This window comes from Taibaiella helva, assembly GCF_003545695.1.
Taxonomy (GTDB): Bacteria; Bacteroidota; Bacteroidia; order Chitinophagales; family Chitinophagaceae; genus Taibaiella; species Taibaiella helva.
The window spans coordinates 238,694-260,188 of sequence record NZ_QUZZ01000003.1 but is presented as its reverse complement, the minus strand read 5'-3'; the positions used below and the strand labels follow the sequence as shown (position 1 = coordinate 260,188).

The window sequence follows — 21,495 nt, the reverse complement described above, 5'->3', positions numbered from 1 at the left end:
ACCTTATGAAACGAATATTCCTTTGGGCTTTTGCCCTTCTTACAGGCACTGCTGCCTTGCTGCTGGAGCAGATCGTAATCGCCTGCGGTGGCGGCGAAGACCCCTACGACTACTACACAACCTTCTTCCACAACAACCTTGCCGGCAGCCCGGCTTACATGCCGTTCTACTTCGTTACGGGCTACCAGTACTACGATGACTGGAACTACGGCTATACGCCGGATATGGAAACAGATGAGAACCTGAAAGAATGGATGGCCTATGGGAACAATCAGTTTACGGCAAAGGATGCTCATGCTTTCATTTATGCTTATCCCTACGCTCAGCTGAGCAATCTCTATTACCATATTGAAAAGGGCAATCCGCTGCAGCTTCCCGATTCGGTGCAACGCAACACCATGACCAGGTGGTTCCTGGCCGGTAAAGATCTTGAGGCGCTGGGCTACCTGATGTATGCCAAGAAATGCGAGGTGCATGCGACCCGTGGCTCGGATTGGGATGCTTCTCCCAAAAATGTTGCGGCCATGAACAACAGCATCAAGGGCGGCCAGCAGCTCTGGAAAGCGGCGAAAAAGGATTTCTTCCAATGGCGCTATGCTTACCAGGTGCTGCGGATGACCTTTTACAGCGGCGACTATGCCCGCACCACAAGTCTTTACCAGGAGCTGGTGGGCGAAAAAACAGCGGCGAACATCATGTATTACCGCTGCCTGAGCCTGAAGGCGGGCGCCGCTTATAAGACGGGAGACTATAATATGGCTGCTTACCTTTATTCCCTGGCCTTCAATGGCACCGACGACGATAAACCCTCCAATTATGTCAGCTACGACTGGTGCTTCCGACCGCATGGCGAAAACGATAAAGGTCCCCGCGCCGATCGCAACCGTGTGCTGGCGCTGACCAGGAACGCCGGCGAAAAAGCAGTGATCGCGGTAATGGATGCGCTGCATGAATACGAAGACGGACTGCCATTGATGGAAGAGGCTTACCAGCTCGACCCGAAAGTAAATGGCCTCGATGTGGTGATGACGCGCGAGATCAACAAGCTCGAGCTGTTCCTGCTCGATCCCAAACTGAGGCGCCAGAGCGGCTTTCAGAACTACTATTACACTTATACCAATTACTACTACAATACACCGGCTTACGAAAGCGAACGTTCTGCCCGGCAAAGCGAAGTATTCAAAGGCTATGAACGGCAGCTGCAGCAGCTGATCCGTTTCGGTACGCGGCTCCATACCGAAAAGAAGGTGGCCAATGCCGCTTTCTGGCCCTTATCGGTAGCTTATCTTTACTTTATACAGCAAGACTGGAAAAGCTGCGAAGACTGGATCGCCAAAGCGACACAGCTGAATCCTGAAGGAAGGTTGAAGAATATGCTGGAAGTGGAACGCCTGTTGCTGACGATCAATAAAAATGCAAAGCTCGATGCCGCGACCGAAGCGCAGATATTGCCTTCGCTGCAATGGCTGGAGCAAATGTCGACCAAGGATTTCCGCTTCTGGAGCAGCTATCGCAACCTGATGACGACCGTGCTGCCCAACGTTTATATGCGTCAGCAGGATACCGTGAAGGCCTTGCTGTGCATTGCCAAAGGTACTACAGGCCCTGATGGGAAAGGCGGCTACTACAGCCCCTGGGGAGAGCAGGAGCGTGGCACGCAGCCTGTTTACGTCGACCCCGGTTTTTCGGTTGAGCTTGAACAGGTGACCACTGCCAAAGTGATCGAGCTGAAACAATGGATCAAAGAAGGCCGGAAGACGGCATACGAAACCTTCCTGGTGAAATATGCGCCCTACGAGCAAGGCGCGCTGGAGCTGTATATCGGTACGCGTTACCTGCGCCAGCTGGACTTTGCCCAGGCAGCCGACATGATGAAGCAGGTTCCGGCGGGCGTTATGAGCCACTACCGCTTTCCCGATCCCTTCACCGAACGCTGGATCGACACCCAGGAGCCTGTCGACACCACCTCAGTTTCCGACAAATATCGCTTTGCCCGGGATATGCAACAATTAAAGGAACAGGCAGACAAGGGCAGCGCCGATGCTGCTCAACTTTATCGCTACGCGAATGGCCTCTACAGCATGACCTATTACGGCCTGGGCTGGAAGGCGGCTATGTATTACCGCAGCGGTACTGACCTGCTGGCCTATTATGCCGATACGACCCGCAAGCACCTGCTGCCCGAATACCGCAACTATTATACCGCCGAAAAAGCCGCCTACTACTATCAGCAGGCTTTCGACCGTTCAAGCGACAAGGAGCTGAAGGCAAAATGCCTCTTTATGCTCTCAAAATGCTGGCAGAAAAATGCGGATATTACTAATAGGAATATCTGGGACCCGGCGGCTAACGACGAGTACTATTTGTACACCTTAAAAAGCCCGTTTTTTAGCCAACTCACACAGAATTACGCGCAAACGAATGCGTTTAAATCTTTGCACGAAGAATGCAGTTATTTAAGGCTTTATGTCCGGAAGACACATAAAAAATAAGTTAAGCTAAATTAAAATAATTCTTAAACCAAACCAATAATTGCCTCTTTAACAAAAGTTTGCACCACAAAATCATGGTTTTGGCGTTTATGTATTGTATGTTTGGTGTACAGGAAAATCAGCACTTGTTTTCCCATGATTCAGAAGCAAATATTTGAACAATACCACACCTAATAACGATTCAAAAAAACACATTCCAAGTTTATGAGAAAGGCAGACATGGTTGCCCGCATCGCCGATAAAACCGGCATTCCAAAAGTTGACGTTCTGGTCACCCTGGAAACCTTTTTTAAAGAAGTAAAGACTTCGCTCACAGAAGGAGAAGCGGTATATGTTAGAGGATTCGGAAGTTTTATTGTAAAGAAGAGAGCAGCTAAAATAGGCCGTAACATCAAAAAGAATGTTGCCGTAGAAATTCCGGAACATTTTATTCCGGCATTCAAGCCTGCGAAGGAATTTATGCAAACCGTAAAAGAACATGCTACGGGGGTTACGGAATCTTCTTCCGACGAAGATTAGTTCCTGTATATATCAGTTATTACTAGAGGTATAAAGAGACTGCAATCTGAGCGCATCCCGCGTGAAGGTTGCAGTTTTTTTAGGCTCCCGGATTGAAGATGGAGCAATGCATGAGGGGGAGCAATACCCTACCCGGCGTGAGGTTCCGGGAAAAGGGGAAGTAAAGGAAAGGATAGACCACTTATTAGTTGATCACCTTGTCGGCGCAGCTGCTGCTGGCAAAGGCTTCCGGCTTGGCTTTAAAAGCGAAACCCATACCCAGGATATAGCCTGTGGCTTCCCTGAGCGCCTCATTGCTCTTGAATTGCGGATTGGTGTTGATATCGGCATGAACTTCCATATCGACATCGTAAGTGTTGAACAGGTCGCAGAGCTCGTAAGCGATCTCGATGCTCCTGGCCACTTCCACCAGCATGCGTTCTTTAAGCGAGTAAGGATGCGAAGTACGGTCGTTCTGAATAAACATGAACCCGCCATGCTTTTCCCGCAGGAAAACGATCACGGTAGCAAAATCGGTATGCGCTCCGTGCACCTGCGAATCGGTGCCGATACATACCTTCAGCTTGTAGCCGGCCTTGGTTTCCCTTATAATAGCTTGTTCGACAGCTGATTTGATCGGGAGGGTGATCGTGTCGCCTTTAAATGTTCTCCATCGCATAAAATGCTGTTTTATGTAAAAAATGTTTATTAAAGTTAACCATAATTATCTTACGTAATTTTTATCCTAACATTATAATATAGTAAAATGCACAGGTTATAAACATTATCGATTGTACCGGAGCCGCTGGAGCTGTTACAACCTTTATAACCAGCATGTTGAACTCCGGCTTCAGCAACAATTTGTCCACACCTGTGCATTTCTTTTTACGCAGAGATAACAAGGCAGTAGTATTTTCGGGGAAGAATTATCGCATAGCATATGGAAATGGAACAATTAATGCCGCATGTGGAGGCCCTGATTTTTGCCAGCGAGCGCCCCCTGCCGCAGATGGAGATGATCGAGCTGCTGGGTAATGTAATGGAAGAACAGCTGGAAAGTGAGAAAGTCGCCATTTGCCTCGAAGCAGTGAAGGAAAAATATGATACGGACTACTATCCTTTTGAACTGAGGGAAACCGGTGGCGGCTACCAGTTCCTGACCAAGAAAACCTATCATCAGACCGTGCTGCAGCTCAATGGGGACAAGTACATTAAGAAGCTGTCCTCCGCCGCTATGGAAACGCTGGCCATCATCTCCTACAAGCAGCCGATCACTAAATCGGAAATTGAATTCATCAGGGGCGTAAGCTCTGACTATTCGATCCAGAAGCTCCTGGAAAAAGAGCTGATCGTGATTGCCGGTCGCAATGAAGAAGCTGTGGGCAAGCCCCTGCTGTATGCAACCACCAAAAACTTTATGGACTATCTCGGCGTTAATTCGCCGGCCGACCTTCCCCAGCTGAAAGAGATCGGCAATACCGATATCGTGCTGCCTACCAGCGGGGAAGAAGCCTTGCCCGATGAGCAGCCTAACCGCCAGATGATTGTCGACAATAATGGTGAGCTGAAGATCGAAGCCACAGAAGCGGAGGAAGGAGAAGAAAGCGCTGTAACAAACACAGCCGACGCAGATATAGAACCCGCCGGTCAATCGGATGCAGAGGAACAGGAAGAGAAGAGAGACGGCACAGAAGAAGGAACAGACGCTGACGGCGACCAGGAAGAAGGAGAGGAAGAAATCAACTGATCATCAATATAACTTTAAGACGAAAGCAGCCGCCGTGGGTGGCTGCTTTTTTTATCTTCCTTGCTCCTGCTCTTGCGCCCACACAATGTAGCCAATGCGGCAAAGGCCGCGCCCTTTCGTCCTTACAGTTCCTGTTCTCTTCTCATCCCTTAAAGCCAACTAGAAGCGATTTACAGGAGGCTTTAGGCAAAGCCTGAAAAGTGGAGGGCATAAAGCTTGCATTAATGAAAGCTGAAAATACCAGCTCCGGACCAGGGGCTTAATTTCCCAGCTTTTTGTCACTTGAATAAGGACAGGGAGCCATGCATGCCATATAGCCACAACCTTGGTTTTATAGCCACAGCGGAGCATACGATACGGGAATAAAATAAGGAATAAAAAAGAGAAGCCCCGGATCTCCGGGGCTTCTCATTATAATCATTGCCGAAGCAACATCTTATTTTTTAGTTCCGAGCTGCGGGTGGGGAGGAGGCAGGTTAGAGGGGCCTTCTTCACCAGGCATTGCAGAGCGATACATTACACAGTTTACATCACCAGTACCACCTTGATATTGGAAGATGAACTGATCGCGGCTGATCTGCTGAGTTTCGCTCATGTATTCGATTACAGCATTTACGCGATCCCATGAACGTTGCTGCTGAACTTTGCTGTTACCAGCGTTGCCCATTACAACTACTTTACAAGTGGGAGCAGCTTTCATCTGAGCAGCCAGGTTAGCCAGTTGGTTTTGTGCTTCAGAGCTCAGCTTAGCAGAGTTGGATTTGAAGCAGATAGAACCGGCACCCAGGTTGCAACCAGCAGCAGTCATGTTTTTGCAGCACTCAGGATCAGGGCATTTGCCTACACCGTCAGCGTCAACAGGTTGACATTCAGTCGGAGTGATCAGTTGCTTGTCTTTGTAGTCAGGAACACCATCACCGTCAGTATCCAGCGGGCAACCGTGAGCGTCAACAGCTACACCAGCAGGAGTATCAGGGCATTTGTCGAACTGATCAGTTACACCGTCGCCATCAGCGTCAGGCAGTACCGGATCAGGCAGTTTCATGTGACGAGGATCGGCCAGCTCGTTGTAGATGTGATCCATCGGGTTAACCCACCACAGAGGCAGTACGCTGCGCTTTTTGTTGCCGATGTTGAAAGACAGGCCAACAGAAGCATAGTTGATGAAGTCTTTGTCAGAAGACAGACCGCCACCGACAACAGGATCCATAGTAACACCGTCCAGATTGTCCAGACCGGCATAGGTGATCTTGTCTTCGAAGTTCAGAGAAACACGGTTACCGAGTTTGAACTGGATACCCAAACCACCTACCAGAACAGGCGTTACAGAATTGTCGCCGATAGACATACCAGCCTGGCCTGAACCAGTGTAGTCAGATTTAGTTACCAGGTAGTTGTAGTTATCAGCGTCTTTCAGCCATTGCTTGTACAGGTCGTTCTTGGCTTTAGCAGTAGTCTGCCTGTCCAGGGTAGCGAAGTCGTAGTTCTGGCCTTGTGCATTTTTGGTAGACACTTTGGTCTGCCAGATCAAAGCACCACCACCGATGAAGCCGTAGAGGCTTACTACGTTCTTGGCTTTGTGGAACTTGATGTTGTTGATAGAACCTACCAGTTGCAGGGTAGCTTCGTGACCGTTGAACTTGTAGTTGTTATACACTTTTCCGCTGTAAGTGCTGCCAGGCAGGTTCCAGGGAGCTTCGTTTCCTGCATCACGGCCGCGGTAGTCGAAACCGGTAGCGCCCATGTAGTTATACTGCAGACGTACTGAAGTTGCATAACCCAAAGCTTTACGGATAGTAGCACCGAAACCAATGGAATTCAGGAATTTAGGAGCATTCCAGGGACCTTTGCTGGGCACGTCGCCAATGATGTTTACCAGACCGGCATTGATACCGATTTCCCACATGTTGCGGGGCTTTGCGGGGAATGCATATTGGTGGTTCAGGTATTGGCGCTGCTGCTCCATCCTTGAAGCGGGAATGTAGGCAGTGTCCAACGCATCATAGCTCTGACCGCGGTAAGTCATATCTCTACCGCTCCAGGAAGCCTGGGTTGATTCTTGTGCGAATGCGGGCTGTACAGCTAGAGCTGAACACACGCCGGCAAGCAAGATGTACTTTTTGTTGACCATAACGAGAGTTGTTTATTTAAAAAAAGTTTACGCGTTTACTTGCTAAAGTTCGGGACAAAGGTAAAACACGCTTTTCAAAAAAAAAAAAAAATGTATTATAGGCAATCTTTAAATTCTTGTCAAAATAATCTAAACAATATACAAATACAATGCATTAATAAAAATTATGGGTGTTTTCTTTCAATAATAATTAATGCTAATTGCAAGGTAACCTTTGCCTGTCTGAATACGATTAATTCATTTAACAAGAATCATGCCAAAGAATATCGGTCCTTAAATTATTTCCGGGCGCCGATTCAATTTCCTTGTCTATTTTAGCTGCCCGAATGTAAAGACGAGAAAACCGCCAAAAACCGGGGCAAAATAGAAATAATTTTAAAAAAAGTATTCTTTGCCGTATTAATAATATATCTGTGTGAAAAATGTAAAAAAACCGATAGCCGAAGAGCTGGACCTGTTTGAAAAGAAGTTTGCTGAAAACGTGCGCAGCCGCAACCCCATGCTCGACCGGATCATGCGTTTCATTATCCGGCGCAAAGGCAAGCAAATGCGCCCGATGTTTGTGTTCCTGGCGGCAAAGATCAGCGGCACGGTTACTGAAGCGACTTACCGCGCCTCATCCCTCATCGAGCTGCTCCATACTGCCACCCTGGTGCACGACGATGTGGTCGATGACGCCAACCTGCGCCGGAACTTCTTTTCCATTAACGCCCTTTGGAAGAATAAAGTGGCTGTGCTCGTAGGCGATTACCTGCTGTCCAAAGGCCTTTTGCTTTCGCTGGACAACGATGATTTCCGTATTCTCAAAATCGTCTCTACAGCGGTCAAGGAAATGAGCGAGGGAGAATTGCTGCAAATGGAAAAAACACGCAAGCTGGACATCAAGGAAGAAGTGTATTTTGAGATCATCCGCAGCAAAACGGCCTCGCTGCTGGCCTCGGCCTGTGCGGCCGGCGCATGGTCGGCCACCGGCGACGAAGAAAAAACCCGGCTCTTTCACAGCTTCGGCGAAAAAATAGGGATCAGCTTCCAGATCAAGGATGATCTTTTCGACTACGGACATGATAATATAGGTAAGCCTACCGGCATCGATATCAAAGAGAAAAAGATGACCTTGCCCCTGATCTACACTTTGCAGCAGGCAGATGATTCCACAAAACGTAGAATAATTTACATAGTCAAAAACCACAATAAGGACAAACAAAAAGTAAACGAGGTGATCGAGCTGGTAAAGCAAAGTGGTGGTATCGCCTATGCACGCGAAAAAATGCTGGCCTACCAGCAGGAAGCGATGGCGCTGCTGCACCAGTTTCCCGAGTCGGAAGCCCGTACGGCCATGGAAGAGCTGGTACAGTACGTCACCGAACGGCGCTATTGATCGCCTTACCGCCCTTTGCAACACCATTATTAAGCTATTCTGATCTTTGGCAGTATATTTTTTTCATCTGGTCTTTTTTCTCTAATTTGATCAAAAAAAATATACGCTTATGGAGAAGCAAAAATATATTGCTCTGGTAACCGGCGCTACCGGGGGACTGGGAACTCATATTTGCAAAAGGCTTTCTGATGATGGCTATGTTGTATGTGCCAATTACCGCAGCAGGGATAAGGCAGAAGCCTGGCAGGCCCAGATGCGGTCGGAAGGTTACGAATTCCATCTTTACCAGGCCGACGTATCCGATTACGATGCCGTAGGCGCTATGGTAGAAGCGATCCATAACGACCATGGCGCGGTAGATGTGCTGGTCAACAATGCCGGCATTACCCGCGACGGTGCGTTTAAGAAAATGAGCCGTGACAACTGGGATGCGGTGATCGGCGCCAACCTCACCAGTGTATTCAATTGCTGCCGCCACGTGATCAACCCTATGCTTGACCGCTCTTATGGCAGGATCATCAACATTTCTTCCGTAAACGGCCAGAGGGCCCAGTTTGGACAGGTAAATTATGCAGCCGCCAAGGCAGGCATGCATGGCATTACCAAGACCCTGGCTATCGAAACCGCATCAAAAGGAATAACCGTCAATACGATCTCGCCCGGCTATGTGGCTACAGATATGGTCATGGCCGTTGCACCTGAAGTGCGGAACAAAATTATCGAAGGCATTCCCGTAGGGCGTATGGGCGGTACGGAAGAGATTGCCCACCTGGTGTCTTTCCTGACTTCGCCGCATTCCGCATTCATTACCGGCGCCAATTATGCCATTAACGGCGGACAGCACGTATATTAAAACAGGGAACATCCTGCACTAAATTATTAATACTCACAGTTTGCACTTCCTCGCAGAAAATTTATTTTTGTGGCACGGAGGTGCTTTTTGTTCCCTTTACTTTTGAGATGATCAAAGAGCTCAGGGCTGTACAATTCCCGGGGCCCCGGAATATGCTATGCTACAAAAGAAGGTTTCGGTTATTATTGTCAGCTACAATGTGCAGTATTTTCTTGAATTGTGCCTGCATTCCGTTATCCGGGCTACTGCGCCGGTAGATGCCGAGATCATCGTGATCGACAACCAGTCTTCCGATGACAGCTGCAACCTGGTAGCCGAAAAATTTCCCGGGGTAATGCTCATTGCCAATAAAGAGAATGTCGGCTTCTCGAGGGCCAACAACCAGGGTATTGCCGTGGCAAACGGAACCTATATTCACTTCCTGAATCCCGACACGGTTGTTCCTGAGGATTTCTATACCCGGACCCTGGACTACCTGGACAGGCATCCGCAAACAGGCGGCCTGGGTCCAAGACTGATCGACGGCAGAGGCGTTTACGCACCCGATTCCAAAAAATCCTTCCCAACCTTCTGGACTTCCATTTATAAGCTGACCGGACTGTCAAAGCTGTTTCCCCGTTCGACAGTCTTCAACCGCTACTATGCTGCACAGGTAAATGAAAGCGAAACAGCGGGGGTGGATATTCTTTCCGGATGCTGCCTGCTGGTGCGGCGCAGTGCGCTGGAACAGGCCGGCGGCCGTTTCGACGAAAGCTACTTCATGTATTGCGAAGATGTGGACCTGTGCCATCGCATCAGGCTGGCCGGTTTTCAGAATATTTATTTCCACGAAGTTTCGGTAATCCATTATAAAGGAGAAAGCACCCGTAAGCTCAGCTACCGGTACATGAAGGTCTTTTACGAGGCGCATGCCTTGTTTGTCAGAAAATATTATCCCAGGCGGCTTGCCGCCATCTATATCGCCGGGCTGAAAATGGTGCTTGGCCTCCGGAACGCCATGAAATGGGGCGAACATCTTTTCTCTTTGTTCAAAATGTTCCTGCTCGATGCCATTTTACTGACCCTGGTCACTTTGCTGATCAAGAATTTCTGGTTCGATACCATATTGCAGGTTTCGCCGGCAAGCACCCAGGCCCACATCCTCATCCGGACCACACCCCTATTCATCGTGCTCTGGCTGCTGAGCCTGTTCCTCAACGGCGCTTACGACAAGCCTTTCAGCTTATTCAAGGCCGGCAGAGGCATGGTATTGGGAACTATATTGGTATTGGCCGGATATGGGCTTATGCCGCTGGAATACCGTTACTCCCGCGGAATTGTTCTCTTCAGCGGCATGACCGGCACCGTAGTGCTGCTCCTTAGCCGCTGGCTGCTGTCGCTGCTGCATTGGATACGGCTGGTGCCCAGGGGCAAGGTCGACTACAAAACGGCCATTGTAGGCAATCCCGATGATTATGCAGAGACTTTGTTCCTGATGGAGCGTATGCAATACAACCTGGAAGTGATCGGCAGGATCACGCCGGCGGGAGAGCCTGCCCAACGGGTATTGGGGCCGGTTACCGACCTTCCCGGCATCCAGCGCCTGTACCGCATCAACGAGATCATCTTCAACAGCGGTTCCGTTACCTATAAAGAGATCATGGAGCAGATGGAAGCTTGCGCCCCTGCTCCTTTTTACAAAATACACGTTCCGGGCGGCGAAGTATTGCTGGGCAGCAACAGCTCCCGTCATCATGCCGAGGAGTTTTCCCTGGATAAAAAATACCGCATTGCCACAGTAGCCGCACGCAGGAACAAACGGATCGCCGATATTTCCAGCGCGCTGGTATTTCTGGCCGGTTTTCCGTTGTGGGCGCTGAAAGTAAAGAGCAGCAAGGTTTTCTTCCGGCAGATCATACAGGTGCTTGGTGGGAAAAAAACCTGGATCGGCTATACCGATGCCGTGTCTGCCTCGGCCAAGCTTCCCTTCCTGAAGCCGCCTGTGCTTCCACCCTATGCCCTTAAAGGTACCCGGCCTCCCGATACCTTTAATGAAGAGCAGCTGGCCGAGCTGTATGCTGTGAACTACAATGCGCTGGACGACCTGCGCATCCTGTGGATCAATCTCTCTTTCCTGGGAGAAAAAAACTGATTTTTGATCAAAAAAATTCCTTCTTTTTTTTGGCCGTTTAAAATTAATATTTACCTTTGCACTCCTTTCAACAAGGAACACACATTCTTCCTTAGCTCAGTTGGTTAGAGCATCTGACTGTTAATCAGAGGGTCGCTGGTTCAAGTCCAGCAGGGAGAGCAAGACAGATAAGGGTTTCAAGCGATAACGTTTGAAACCCTTTTTTATTTGCACGCCATTTGCGCACATTAATTGGTTTATATTGACGCACATTCTTATGCTACCATTACTAAATCGCACATAATATCTAATAGTTTTTCTTCCTCATATGTCTGTCAATAATATGCCTTCCTATTATAGGATTAATAGAAACTAAAGTCGTTCTACCCGACCTTACTTTTATTTTTTTACTATCACCATCTATTTTAATCGTCACAATTTCGTTTTCATACGCACCCCTACTCTCTTGTATCAATCTAACCTCAGCAGGCAGTATGTATACAGTTTCTCTATTAGTAACACTAAAAGTATCGCTGTAGTCATCGATAAGCTTCTCATATGCTGCGCTACAGTAGGTTCCCAGTTCAATGGCACTACTTTGTTTCCTGAAAAAGTCGAGCAATACTTCTCTATTTTTTTCGCTTGTATCTACGCTCGTTTCAAAGAAAAGCAGCGAAAATTTATTTTCTAAATTGGCCAATCTATTTAAATAAATGTCGTCGGAATAACTTGTATCCATTGTCCTTCTTTCTAACAATAAATACCCTTTATATTTATGAACAAAGCTATCTTCACTTACAAAAAGATGTAGCCGTGAGCAAGAAGAACCTATAAAAGCCAAGACTAATAATATTCCTGCAATTTGTTGAATCTTCATTATTTAGTTGATCGTGATTTAACGTCAATGTAATCAGCACAAGGTTGAAAGTAGTAATCATAGCCTAGATCAATTACATACCCTTTAGCGCAATTGTACTATTTTCTTTTTGACGAGTGGAAAAACTTGTGCAGCAAACTAAGGCATAAATAAAAAAGCTACTACTCTTATCATTAGATATTTAAAAATAAAAGAATTGCTACTTGAAAATTATTTCATTGGCACAAAATCTATGCACTCTTGTACGAATCCGCTGAATATAGGATACAAGTATGTTTTATCTTGGTTTAACAACAAGTAGTGTTCCCCTATGTTATAATTCTCTGCGGGCAGATAAGCAAGTCCCTCTAAGGATAGCTTTAGTGTTATACGCGCTTTAAAATAGGGAACCGATCTTTGCTGGCGAACATTGCCCTCGTATATTTCACACTCTTTAATAACTTTCACATAGTCTGGAAAAGTGTCTTCTAACATCATTTTCTTCAATTGATCGCTGTTTATATAGGAGAAGCGAACGTATTGGTTATCTTTAATGCATGTCTTTAAGTCAACGGCGTTTGAACTAATAAAACTATATATATGATGAAGACCAGAAAGAACGATAAAGCCAGTATCACAATAATATACACTTTTTCTGCTACCAAAAGTTAAGGAAAGTGAATCCTGCTGCCTATTCGCCAGTTCCATTAACTTCAGGGCCGAATCCGGCAATAGCTTCTTAAATTCTTCTTCTCTCTTTGTTGTGATAATACTTGATTGTTGAGCATTTCCGTTACCGGCGCTTATATGGACAACAACTAATACTAAGGCAAAAACAATAACCCGTTTCATAAACCAAATTATTTTACACTGTTTTGAATATTTGAAGGAGCATTATTAATATTGACTTTTACATTCTCGTTTACCAGACCGGAGGCTTGTTTTTGTGGTGTATCAATATCGCCCTGGATTACAAAGTCACTTTTTTGTCCATTTGCTTCATATTCTTCCAAGGCCTTTCCTGCCATAATATCAATTGTGCCTTGCGTATATTTTTTAGCTCCTTTCTCTATAGATATAGAGCCATCACCATTAAATCTATAATCTCCACCTAATATATCTCCTTCAAAACCTGGCTCGGATACACTTGCTCCATCATAAGGAGTATTAACTCTAAAGCCCTTATCGTCTATAAATCTCATATTATCGTAACGATCATGAAGCCCAAAATTATGTGTCCCCTCATGCATGTAATATTCAACATTTTGAGAAGCCGCGCCAGCCATATCAATTCTATTCCCACCAATATCTCCTCTAGAATAATTGTTTCCTCCTGTTTTAATCGACACTAAACTCTCTGCCAGGGTAGCATTGGCACTAACAGCATTATTAATTCTTGCTACATCCTGAGCGGTTGCCAATTTGAAATCCATTTTGTACTGCACATTCCAGGTCTTGCCATCCTTATCTGTGTATTGTCCGCCTAATTTACCTTTATAAATTGCATCATACTGGCTTTGAATTGTCGCCAAAGTTAAATTGCTTGCACCATCCAAATAAAAAGTGTTAGTAAACGTGATAACATTGCCTGCAATCGACACTCCAACATCTCTTCCTTGCTGGTCCTTTAAATAAATTGGTGAATTCAAAGAAAAGCTATAAGGGCTAAAGGTTGGATACTTCGCCGCCAAAGGATCAATATTCAGAGCGCAAACAACAGGATCAAAATCGTAATCTTTGTATAGCTTCTGCTCTGCTTCAAAAGCTATGATCTTTTTCGCTTTGGTATCAAAGACTGTATTCCCATAGCGTTCTGTCGGTTTGTTCTGGTGCCGTTCATCAAAAAGCCCCCAAGACACGGTTGCATTCTTGATCATGTTCCCGTCTTTGTCCATTGCTAATGCTGTATCAAAAGGCACAGCCTTTTCCTTACTGTAAAGCCTTAGCAGATTATTCTTCATGTCCAGCGGCATTTCACGATAGCCCCAATCATAAAGTTGTGTCAGCAGATTTTGATAGCTTACGAAGTCTGGTAGTGCTTGCAATTGGGCGAAAGGTTTATTTTGTGCTGCAAGTTTTGTTTCCAGATACTCTCCTTTTAATAAAAGTGCATTCAAATTCCTGGGATCGAATTTTAATGCTACAGCCGCACATTGCTCTATAAATTCATCTGTACTGGTATTGAATTTATGCTCATAGCCTTTGGCAAGGTAAACCAAAGCTAAAGCTATTTCCTGATTGGCGTTAAGCGTTCTTTGTGCAATCCCATTCTGGATAGCCTGATCCGTGCTATAGGTAATGGCATTAATTGTACCCGTTCCCGGGAAGTATTCAGAGCCTAATTCGACATTGTACTTTACCCCTTTTTCATCGGCATGGCTGATATAGATGTGGGAAGGGGCTGTACACAATCGTGCATCTGATTGCAACCTGTCTGCCAATATTTTAAACAAAGAAGCCAGTGCAAAGCAATTGCCCTGGTGCGTATTGTTTAAATGAACGACCTGTGCATTCTCCCAATTGCTTGTCGCCATAGGATCGCCATAGGAGTAACAATAAGCATTGTGACGGGAGATACCCGAATCATGTAAAAACGCCAAGGATTGCGTCATATAGGTGTAGATCGCCCAATTGCTTAATACTTTTTTATATTGCTGTACCAACTGTTCTTTTGTATGCAACAAATCTGGCTTTTGCTTAATGGCGGACTCATCATAATGCTCTGAAATGAGCTGTTGAATATGCTGTACATGAAAAGCAATGGCGCTGTCAAAATCTGACCGCCTTATGTTGTTGCCATACCAGGCATTTTCGATCAGGAATATTGCGTCCTCAAAGTTTGCTTTCTTCTTGCCGTTCAGCATATCTTCCAATGATGCTTGGGCTTCGTAGTAATACTGTTTCTGATTATTTTGTGCCTTTGCAGCATATGCGCATAGCGTCATAGCAAATACAAGCAAAATATGTTTCATAATAGGGTATGTTTATAGATCATGTTTACTGAATACTGCTAAAAAGATCGCGCTTTTCTTTGCCGGATAAATGGATTTGTTTTTGCATTTCATTTCTTGCCCTGCCTTCCCGTACAACGGCCTCATACACCCCTTCGGGCAGATCACGATATCCTAACTCTTGTATATAGGCTTCATTCTGCTGATACTCTTTCTGAAGATCGTACGCCCAACGGTCTTGTTTGATCTTCTCCAGATCGGTAATATTACGCAGCGCAATGTATTTGGAAAGCCATCCTTTAAGCAGGCTGCTGTATATGAAATAGGCATAAATATTATTGTTCCTGGGGAAATAGAAGTGAGATTCCCAAAGACAATCCTGGATAAATTTGCCATTATCATTAGGCATTTTGCGGATGTATTCATTGGCAAGGTCTAACATGCAATTGGCTACGATCTTTTGCTTATTGAAGGTATCCAGGAATATACCTGAACGTACAGCATCAGCACTGATAAACAAATTTTCCTCGTACCAGGAATTATTGATGTGCCAGTTCGTTGTTGCCTCATAGTTGACAACCTCCCCATTGTTCTTCACGTACTTTACCAAAGCATGTTGCGGCGCAAAGCTTAGATAGGCAGGAACATTCAGCTTCTCGGCCAACAGCAGATAAACCATCGGCATACTGTTACATTGCCCACCTCCCGTAGCGAGGCACTTGGTGACAAAGAAATTTCGATGATCGCTTTTCCCCTCGAAGTCATCAAAATCATAAAAGAAAGGCAAATGCTCCGATTGCTTTACTGCTTTTGTCCCGTCTTTGCTGGTATAGGCTTCGGTAACCGTCAGTCTTTCCGACATAAACTTCTGTATGGCCAAATGCTTGTCATCATTATTATTTAGGTCGTATTTATTTTGCTGCATCCAGGTTTCAATAAATGCCGCCGATCTATTCAGTAGATTATCGTATTCTTTCCGGGTTAGGTAGGGATCACCATAGGCGCTTTCCGTGATATAAAACGCATCTGCCAATGATGGATTGGACTGATCATAGGCCAGTAATTTTTTTAGTTGTCCTAATGCCATTTGAAAAACAGCGAGGTCTTTGCCGTATTGGCTAGTATCAATATATCGTTTTATAGAATTAGGTTGTAGAGCCGATCGCTTGTACTTTTCTACTTCTGAGGTAACCAGATCAACTTCTTTTTTCTTCTGCTTTTGTTCTTCCTGGCTGCGTATATAAACCGAAGTGCTTTGACGCGGCACATCAAGACGATCAACCTTACTTGTAGCGTTAGTTTGGGAATTTATATTTACAGGGTTAAAGGTTTCCGATTTTGGCGGTGGGGGTGGGACAATTCCTGTTGTGCTGCCAGGCGCAGTTTGTGCCTGGCAGTTCAGTAACGTAAAAAGGCAAAAAATCGACAAAAGGAGTTTTTGCATGATTCGGGTTTGGCAGGGTAAAATAGGAAGAATAAATAAAGATTGAAAAATTATATTATAAAGCACATAAGGACATGCAACATCTCATGACTCAATGAATAAACAAAGAGCTCTGCGATTTGCAGGCTCTTTTGCTATCAGGCAAACCGGAAAAATTCAAAAATTACCTGTTACCAGCGCCAACGTCGAAAACAAGATCGTAAATGCCTTTCCCACCCTGCATTTCAAGATTTTTTGTTACCTGAATACCAAGGTATCTAGGTGAACAAACCGCCGCTAATCTTTTCCGAGTTCTCAAATATCTAATCCTTTGATCCTTGCCTCTGGCAAGGATTCCGGCTATTTTCATCTTGTTGAAAACAACAGATCAAGCGGAAAACCTGGGGATACAATACTGGTATGTCCTGATGCTTATACCGGATCTGCACGGCCAGGCCGGTCGGGATCTGCAACGGCCGGAACAACGGCCGGATACCAAAACACCCCGCTACGAAGCGGGGTGTTACTGATTCGGGTCTTTCTTGCAATTTAGTTCATACGCAGGTTTTTCCTCCGAAGTTGGGGCCGGACCTGCGCCGGAATATGGCGGAGTTGCTAACGACAACCACTTAATGCAGGACCAGACGCTGGGCGCTTAGCCGAGACAAGGTTGCACCAGCGAGCAATTGGGTGGCCAGGTAGGGCAAGTATAGGTATTGCAATTAAGCTGGGTGTCGCAGTTCTGCTGTGTCTTAAGGCAGTCGGTTGCAGTGCAGGCAATACCGCAGGTAGCTTCCCCGGTACAGCTGTAGTACTGGCAGATGGTAACCGTACCACCTTTTTCTCCGCCTATCATGGTTTCGGCCTGGAGGGGTACAATATTTTTTTTCTTCAAAGAAAGCTTTGCGGCGAGGTGCTTCTTTTTCATTGTGCTGCTGTTTGGTGAGCTGTAAAATTGCATTGCAGAGCTGCATCTTCTCTGCAGTGCAAAACATTTTAAGGCAGCTTTAGCAACAGCATGCACGGCAAAATAGATATTTGTTTTTTTGTGTATCGCCTGCATTTTTTTCCCGATCGACGCATTTACAGAACCAATCCGTAAAACGACTAAAAAAAATGTTATCTTGGGGAAAAGCTATTTGTTTATGTGGAAGAGTATGAGGCGGAATATATGGGTTATCGCCGAGCTGGCCGTGGTGAACATCGCCATAATGAAGTATAACGATATCCGTTACCAAAGCAGGGAAAAGGTAAGCGCCTGGATTGCAGCCGATGCAACAAAACCTGTCACCGACAGTTTGCCCAGACCGTGACAGGACCAGGCAGTTATTGGCAGCTATACACTAACAAGGTATTGTATCAGCACAGGACATCGGAAATTGCGTTGGTCATACAGGTCTGATAAAGACCATGGCAAGAAGCCGTTGTAAAGCTGGCCCTTCTTCGCTCCTGTCCTATGCTATTGCAGCCCCGGCGTGACAATGAAGACATCCGCCATCCTAAAAAAACAGGAGCCGCCCTTTGCTGGGCGGCTCCTTATCTATCAGGGGCTTTGCGATTAATTATGAGAAGCCTTGAATTTATTTACGGCTTCGGTAAGCCTGGGCAGCACTTCAAAGGCATCGCCTACAACGCCATAGTCGGCAGCCTTGAAGAAAGGCGCTTCGGGATCTTTGTTGATCACAACGATCGTCTTGGAGCTGTTCACACCGGCCAGGTGCTGTATCGCGCCGGAGATACCTACCGCTATATACAGGTTGGGACGGATGGTACCGCCGGTTTGTCCTACGTGCTCGTGGTGCGGGCGCCAGTGCGCGTCAGCTACAGGACGGCTGCAGGCCAGGGTAGCGCCCAGCGCTTTACCCAGGTCTTCCAGGATACCCCAGTTCTCGGGGCCTTTCAGACCGCGGCCACCGGATACCACCAGCTCTGCTTCGCTCAACGGTATCTCTCCTTTCACTACATCTTCTGATATTTTCTTAACGCCGAAATCGGCATCGCTCAGGCTTACATTCAGCGCTTCCACGCTAACGCTGCCTTCCCCCTTGGTAACACTAAAGGTATTGGGCACCAGCGCAATTACTTTGATGTCCGAATTGATCTTCACAAAAGCGAAGGCCTTACCGGAAAATACGGTTTTCTTCACCACGAAGCCATTGTCGGTAGTGGGATAATCGATGGCTCCTGATACCAGGCCGGCCTTCAGCTGAGCCGCTACCATACCGGCTACCGCTTTACCGCTGACATTATAGGAAACCACGGTCACCTTGGCGCTGCTTTGTTGTGCCGCAGCAGTGATCGCCTTGGCATAAGCCCTGGCATTGAAGTTGTCGAAACGCGCATCGTTGCCATGCAACACTTTGGTAGCGCCGTACTGGCCCAGCTGGTTCAGCTCTTCATTGCTTACGGTACCCAGCACCACTGCTACGACATCACCACCGCCGATGCGTTTGGCTGTTTCCGCAGCATAGTTCACGGTTTCAAAGGCTTTCTTTTTGAACGAGCCCTGTGTATGATCGACAAATACGATTACTGACATATCTTTTTGAGATTGGAAATTTGAAATGTGGTTTGATGATTAGATCACTTTGGCCTGGCTGTGGAGGGCTTCCACCAGCTCATCCATCTGGTCTACGGTGAACAGCTTCACTCCGGTTTTGGCCGGGGGCATCTCATAGGATACGATCTCCGTCAAAGCATTGGCAGCAGCGGGCTCTACCACGTTCAGCGGTTTGGTACGGGCAGCCATAATACCGCGCATGTTGGGGATACGGGCTTCAGCCATACCTTTCTGACAGGATACCACCAGGGGCAGAGCCGCTGTATCGGTTTCTTCGCCGCCTTCGATCTCCCGCTTCACAGTTACAGCGCCGCCTTCCACGTTCAGGCTGGTAGCAAAGCCGATATAGTTGTAGTCCAGCACGCCGGCAATGGTCGCGCCGACAGAAGCATTGTTGTAATCGATCGACTCTTTCCCGGTCAGGATCAGGTCGTAGCCTTTATCGCTGGCAAAAGCAGCAATCTGGTCGGCTACCATATACGTATCGTGACTTTCAGCATTGATACGGAAGGCCTGATCGCCACCCAGGGCCAGGGCTTTACGCATCACGGCCTCAGCGCCGGCATTACCGACAGTGACCAGGTGCACTTCTGCAGCCGCGCCCGATTCTTTCAGCTCCAATGCACGCACCAGCGCATACCATTCATCATAAGGGTTGATGATATAGGTAACACCTTGCTCATTGAACCTGGTATTGTTATCGGTAAAAGCGATTTTGGCCGTAGTGTCCGGAGCCTGGGCAATACAAACAAGTATTTTCATTGAACAGAATATTTTTGCTTAAAATAGTAGTGAAATGTGCGCAAAGATAACTAAGAATTATGATTGGCCGGTAATTTAACTGTCAAAAAAATGAACGTTTGTTCATTTTTTTGACCAGCTGCCACAATAAAAAAGAGGCTGCTGCGCAGCCTCTTTTTTATGCTAAACGGGTATAAGATGATTACCTGCGGCCGAATATACGGGGACAGGTTGTTTGAATGTATTTCTTTACATTACCGAAGGCGTCAAAGTAGATCGTAACAGAAAGGCCGGCAGTCCAGTACCAGTCGTTACGCTTATAGTCGCCGCGCTGGAACTCGTAGTTGGGGTAATTGCCATCCCACTGACGGGTAGTATTGCCGCGGTAAGACATGTCCACCGACTTTTGTCCTTTATACGCCAACAGGGTATCCATATTCACATAGGAGCGGCTTACATCATCAAGGTAGTCGGTCGAGGTATAGCGAAGCCCTACCTCGGCGGAGATCACCAAAGTATTGCCCACAAAGCATTTTACACCACCTCCGAAGGGGAATGCAGCATTCACCAGTGGGTACACCTTGCGGTCGGGGTATTGCGGCAATCCCTGCCCCTCGGTGCTGAGATTGCGCAGTACTACCTTATCTCCGTTGGCATCTTTGGTATAAGGACTTCCGTAAAAAGCACCGATACCTGCGAACACATAAGGCGTGAAATGGAATTTCTCCATATCGATCGGCAGCAGGTTCAGCTCGATGCCACCATATACTTCTACCAGGTTATTCGAAAAATCGAGGTTGCGTCGCTTGTTCACCGCTATTTCGGAAAGGCTGTCGGCTGCAGTAACCCTGATGTAGGAGGCACCGAAACGGAAACCTACACTGGGATTGATGAAGTACTTATATATAATGCCGCCGCTTGGCTTATAAGTCCTGCTGTTAGCTGTCCCTGTAGGGATCCACTTGGATTGTAGGTCGCCGTAATAGTTGGCCACCCCTCCCCAAATACCGATCTCATGATGCTTTTGAGCGGAAGCAAATAGTGGAAGGGCAATAAGACAAGAAAGTAATAGTCTTTTCAAGGGAACAATTTTAGTATTTAAAAAACACTGTGGCATGTCCTTTCGGACAAGCCAATTTAATACGCGATTAACAAAAGACGTTACAAATATAATTTTTAGAATCGAAAAACAAAAGCCGGGCTGATATTTTTTTAAACCGTCATTGAGCGCGGCCTCCGGGGCAGAATTAGCGCTACAGGACGGCTAATACCCGGAATCTTCCTGCTCCTGCTTGTTTTCCGTAGCCGTTAGCCCACGTTTGGAAGCTGTAGCCATAAACACAATGCCCGTGATCAAACCCAGCAGCACAAAACCCAGTATCCATACTACTTTCTCTCCTCCTTCCAGCAGCGGGTTCCGGGCAATAAATACGATGCCCAATATACGGTAAAGCAAACTGCCGATGCCCAGCAGGATACCGGAAATAATAATGCCCGGCGAAAACAGCTCCCGGAATACGGCTTCCGGCTCCCGGGGTGTACTGGTCGCCATTACCAGGTGAGTGATCATATGTACATAGTAATACAGGAAAACAGCCAGCGCCAGCGCCGACACAATAAAGGCAATGACGAAAATGCGATACAGGCTCATCGTTCCGGGTTTTGAATGCTAATATACAAAAGGAATACCAGCAATGGAAAAAGAGCTTACACCTCTGCATTTTCTTTTACCTTTGCGCCAAATTTTTGGAATCT

Annotated in this window: 18 protein-coding genes and 1 tRNA gene; 8 read left to right on the top strand and 11 right to left on the bottom strand. The window is 46.6% G+C overall.

Features of this window, described 5'->3' with window-relative positions:
- Positions 1–5 precede the first annotated feature (5 nt).
- Both DZC79_RS06430 and DZC79_RS06425 read left to right on the top strand, forming a co-directional pair.
- Complete coding sequence (locus DZC79_RS06430) at positions 6–2,492, top strand: hypothetical protein (RefSeq protein ID WP_118950734.1); 2,487 nt, start codon at positions 6–8, stop codon at positions 2,490–2,492.
- A gap of 204 nt (positions 2,493–2,696) precedes the next feature.
- A complete protein-coding gene (locus DZC79_RS06425) occupies positions 2,697–3,011 on the top strand; it encodes an HU family DNA-binding protein (protein WP_118950733.1) in 315 nt (104 codons plus the stop codon).
- A gap of 184 nt (positions 3,012–3,195) precedes the next feature.
- Here the strand turns inward: DZC79_RS06425 and DZC79_RS06420 are convergent, their stop codons facing one another.
- Positions 3,196–3,669, bottom strand: a complete 474-nt coding sequence (locus DZC79_RS06420) for a ribonuclease H-like YkuK family protein (protein ID WP_118950732.1) — start codon at positions 3,667–3,669, stop codon at positions 3,196–3,198.
- A gap of 267 nt (positions 3,670–3,936) precedes the next feature.
- Between DZC79_RS06420 and scpB the strand changes: the two genes are divergently transcribed.
- On the top strand, positions 3,937–4,737 hold the full coding sequence (gene scpB / locus DZC79_RS06415) for an SMC-Scp complex subunit ScpB (RefSeq protein ID WP_232831772.1): 801 nt from the start codon (positions 3,937–3,939) through the stop codon (positions 4,735–4,737).
- 436 nt (positions 4,738–5,173) lie between these two features.
- Here the strand turns inward: scpB and DZC79_RS06410 are convergent, their stop codons facing one another.
- Entirely contained in the window at positions 5,174–6,763 is a 1,590-nt protein-coding gene (locus DZC79_RS06410; RefSeq protein ID WP_157976964.1) for an OmpA family protein, read from the bottom strand.
- Positions 6,764–7,283: 520 nt separating this feature from the next.
- Between DZC79_RS06410 and DZC79_RS06405 the strand changes: the two genes are divergently transcribed.
- The 4 genes from DZC79_RS06405 to DZC79_RS06390 all read left to right on the top strand — a co-directional run bounded on the left by DZC79_RS06405 (position 7,284) and on the right by DZC79_RS06390 (position 11,389).
- Entirely contained in the window at positions 7,284–8,246 is a 963-nt protein-coding gene (locus DZC79_RS06405; RefSeq protein WP_232831771.1) for a polyprenyl synthetase family protein, read from the top strand.
- A gap of 109 nt (positions 8,247–8,355) precedes the next feature.
- Positions 8,356–9,099, top strand: a complete 744-nt coding sequence (gene phbB, locus DZC79_RS06400; RefSeq protein WP_118950729.1) for an acetoacetyl-CoA reductase — start codon at positions 8,356–8,358, stop codon at positions 9,097–9,099.
- A gap of 157 nt (positions 9,100–9,256) precedes the next feature.
- Entirely contained in the window at positions 9,257–11,230 is a 1,974-nt protein-coding gene (locus DZC79_RS06395) for a glycosyltransferase family 2 protein (protein WP_118950728.1), read from the top strand.
- An 85-nt stretch (positions 11,231–11,315) separates the two neighbouring features.
- A tRNA-Asn gene (locus tag DZC79_RS06390) sits at positions 11,316–11,389 on the top strand.
- A gap of 127 nt (positions 11,390–11,516) precedes the next feature.
- On the opposite strand, the gene DZC79_RS06385 is transcribed toward DZC79_RS06390, so the two are convergent.
- From DZC79_RS06385 to DZC79_RS06360, 5 genes are all read right to left on the bottom strand, one after another.
- Positions 11,517–12,086 (bottom strand): hypothetical protein, encoded by a 570-nt coding sequence (locus DZC79_RS06385; RefSeq protein ID WP_157976963.1) that lies wholly within the window; start codon positions 12,084–12,086, stop codon positions 11,517–11,519.
- A gap of 210 nt (positions 12,087–12,296) precedes the next feature.
- Entirely contained in the window at positions 12,297–12,917 is a 621-nt protein-coding gene (locus DZC79_RS06380; RefSeq protein WP_118950726.1) for a hypothetical protein, read from the bottom strand.
- An 8-nt stretch (positions 12,918–12,925) separates the two neighbouring features.
- Positions 12,926–15,037 carry a hypothetical protein gene (locus DZC79_RS06375; RefSeq protein WP_157976962.1) on the bottom strand — a complete coding sequence of 704 codons (2,112 nt, stop codon included), beginning with the start codon at positions 15,035–15,037 and terminating at the stop codon, positions 12,926–12,928.
- 25 nt (positions 15,038–15,062) lie between these two features.
- Positions 15,063–16,460, bottom strand: coding sequence for a transglutaminase family protein (locus DZC79_RS06370; RefSeq protein WP_118950724.1), 1,398 nt, complete (start codon positions 16,458–16,460; stop codon positions 15,063–15,065).
- Positions 16,461–17,094: 634 nt separating this feature from the next.
- Positions 17,095–17,367 (bottom strand): hypothetical protein, encoded by a 273-nt coding sequence (locus DZC79_RS06360; RefSeq protein WP_157976961.1) that lies wholly within the window; start codon positions 17,365–17,367, stop codon positions 17,095–17,097.
- Positions 17,368–17,584: 217 nt separating this feature from the next.
- Between DZC79_RS06360 and DZC79_RS21125 the strand changes: the two genes are divergently transcribed.
- Positions 17,585–17,752, top strand: a complete 168-nt coding sequence (locus tag DZC79_RS21125) for a hypothetical protein (protein WP_157976960.1) — start codon at positions 17,585–17,587, stop codon at positions 17,750–17,752.
- A gap of 245 nt (positions 17,753–17,997) precedes the next feature.
- Here the strand turns inward: DZC79_RS21125 and DZC79_RS06355 are convergent, their stop codons facing one another.
- The 4 genes from DZC79_RS06355 to DZC79_RS06340 form a co-directional block, all read right to left on the bottom strand.
- Positions 17,998–18,978, bottom strand: coding sequence for an electron transfer flavoprotein subunit alpha/FixB family protein (locus DZC79_RS06355; protein WP_118950721.1), 981 nt, complete (start codon positions 18,976–18,978; stop codon positions 17,998–18,000).
- A 39-nt stretch (positions 18,979–19,017) separates the two neighbouring features.
- Positions 19,018–19,761, bottom strand: coding sequence for an electron transfer flavoprotein subunit beta/FixA family protein (locus DZC79_RS06350; protein ID WP_118950720.1), 744 nt, complete (start codon positions 19,759–19,761; stop codon positions 19,018–19,020).
- A 181-nt stretch (positions 19,762–19,942) separates the two neighbouring features.
- Positions 19,943–20,821, bottom strand: a complete 879-nt coding sequence (porG, locus tag DZC79_RS06345; RefSeq protein WP_157976959.1) for a type IX secretion system protein PorG — start codon at positions 20,819–20,821, stop codon at positions 19,943–19,945.
- 183 nt (positions 20,822–21,004) lie between these two features.
- The gene (locus DZC79_RS06340) at positions 21,005–21,391 is read right to left on the bottom strand and encodes a hypothetical protein (protein ID WP_118950718.1); all 387 of its coding nucleotides are present in this window, start codon (positions 21,389–21,391) and stop codon (positions 21,005–21,007) included.
- Positions 21,392–21,495: the final 104 nt, after the last annotated feature.

Coding starts and splice junctions, on each gene's coding strand:
- DZC79_RS06360 (WP_157976961.1), bottom strand. CDS start 17,367: ATGAAAAAGAAGCACCTCGCCGCAAAGCTTTCTTTGAAGAAAAAAAAT.
- DZC79_RS06350 (WP_118950720.1), bottom strand. CDS start 19,761: ATGAAAATACTTGTTTGTATTGCCCAGGCTCCGGACACTACGGCCAAA.
- DZC79_RS21125 (WP_157976960.1), top strand. CDS start 17,585: ATGTGGAAGAGTATGAGGCGGAATATATGGGTTATCGCCGAGCTGGCC.
- DZC79_RS06340 (WP_118950718.1), bottom strand. CDS start 21,391: ATGAGCCTGTATCGCATTTTCGTCATTGCCTTTATTGTGTCGGCGCTG.
- DZC79_RS06425 (WP_118950733.1), top strand. CDS start 2,697: ATGAGAAAGGCAGACATGGTTGCCCGCATCGCCGATAAAACCGGCATT.
- DZC79_RS06420 (WP_118950732.1), bottom strand. CDS start 3,669: ATGCGATGGAGAACATTTAAAGGCGACACGATCACCCTCCCGATCAAA.
- DZC79_RS06410 (WP_157976964.1), bottom strand. CDS start 6,763: ATGACTTACCGCGGTCAGAGCTATGATGCGTTGGACACTGCCTACATT.
- DZC79_RS06380 (WP_118950726.1), bottom strand. CDS start 12,917: ATGAAACGGGTTATTGTTTTTGCCTTAGTATTAGTTGTTGTCCATATA.
- DZC79_RS06385 (WP_157976963.1), bottom strand. CDS start 12,086: ATGAAGATTCAACAAATTGCAGGAATATTATTAGTCTTGGCTTTTATA.
- DZC79_RS06375 (WP_157976962.1), bottom strand. CDS start 15,037: ATGAAACATATTTTGCTTGTATTTGCTATGACGCTATGCGCATATGCT.
- DZC79_RS06355 (WP_118950721.1), bottom strand. CDS start 18,978: ATGTCAGTAATCGTATTTGTCGATCATACACAGGGCTCGTTCAAAAAG.
- scpB (WP_232831772.1), top strand. CDS start 3,937: ATGGAACAATTAATGCCGCATGTGGAGGCCCTGATTTTTGCCAGCGAG.
- DZC79_RS06370 (WP_118950724.1), bottom strand. CDS start 16,460: ATGCAAAAACTCCTTTTGTCGATTTTTTGCCTTTTTACGTTACTGAAC.
- phbB (WP_118950729.1), top strand. CDS start 8,356: ATGGAGAAGCAAAAATATATTGCTCTGGTAACCGGCGCTACCGGGGGA.
- DZC79_RS06430 (WP_118950734.1), top strand. CDS start 6: ATGAAACGAATATTCCTTTGGGCTTTTGCCCTTCTTACAGGCACTGCT.
- DZC79_RS06395 (WP_118950728.1), top strand. CDS start 9,257: ATGCTACAAAAGAAGGTTTCGGTTATTATTGTCAGCTACAATGTGCAG.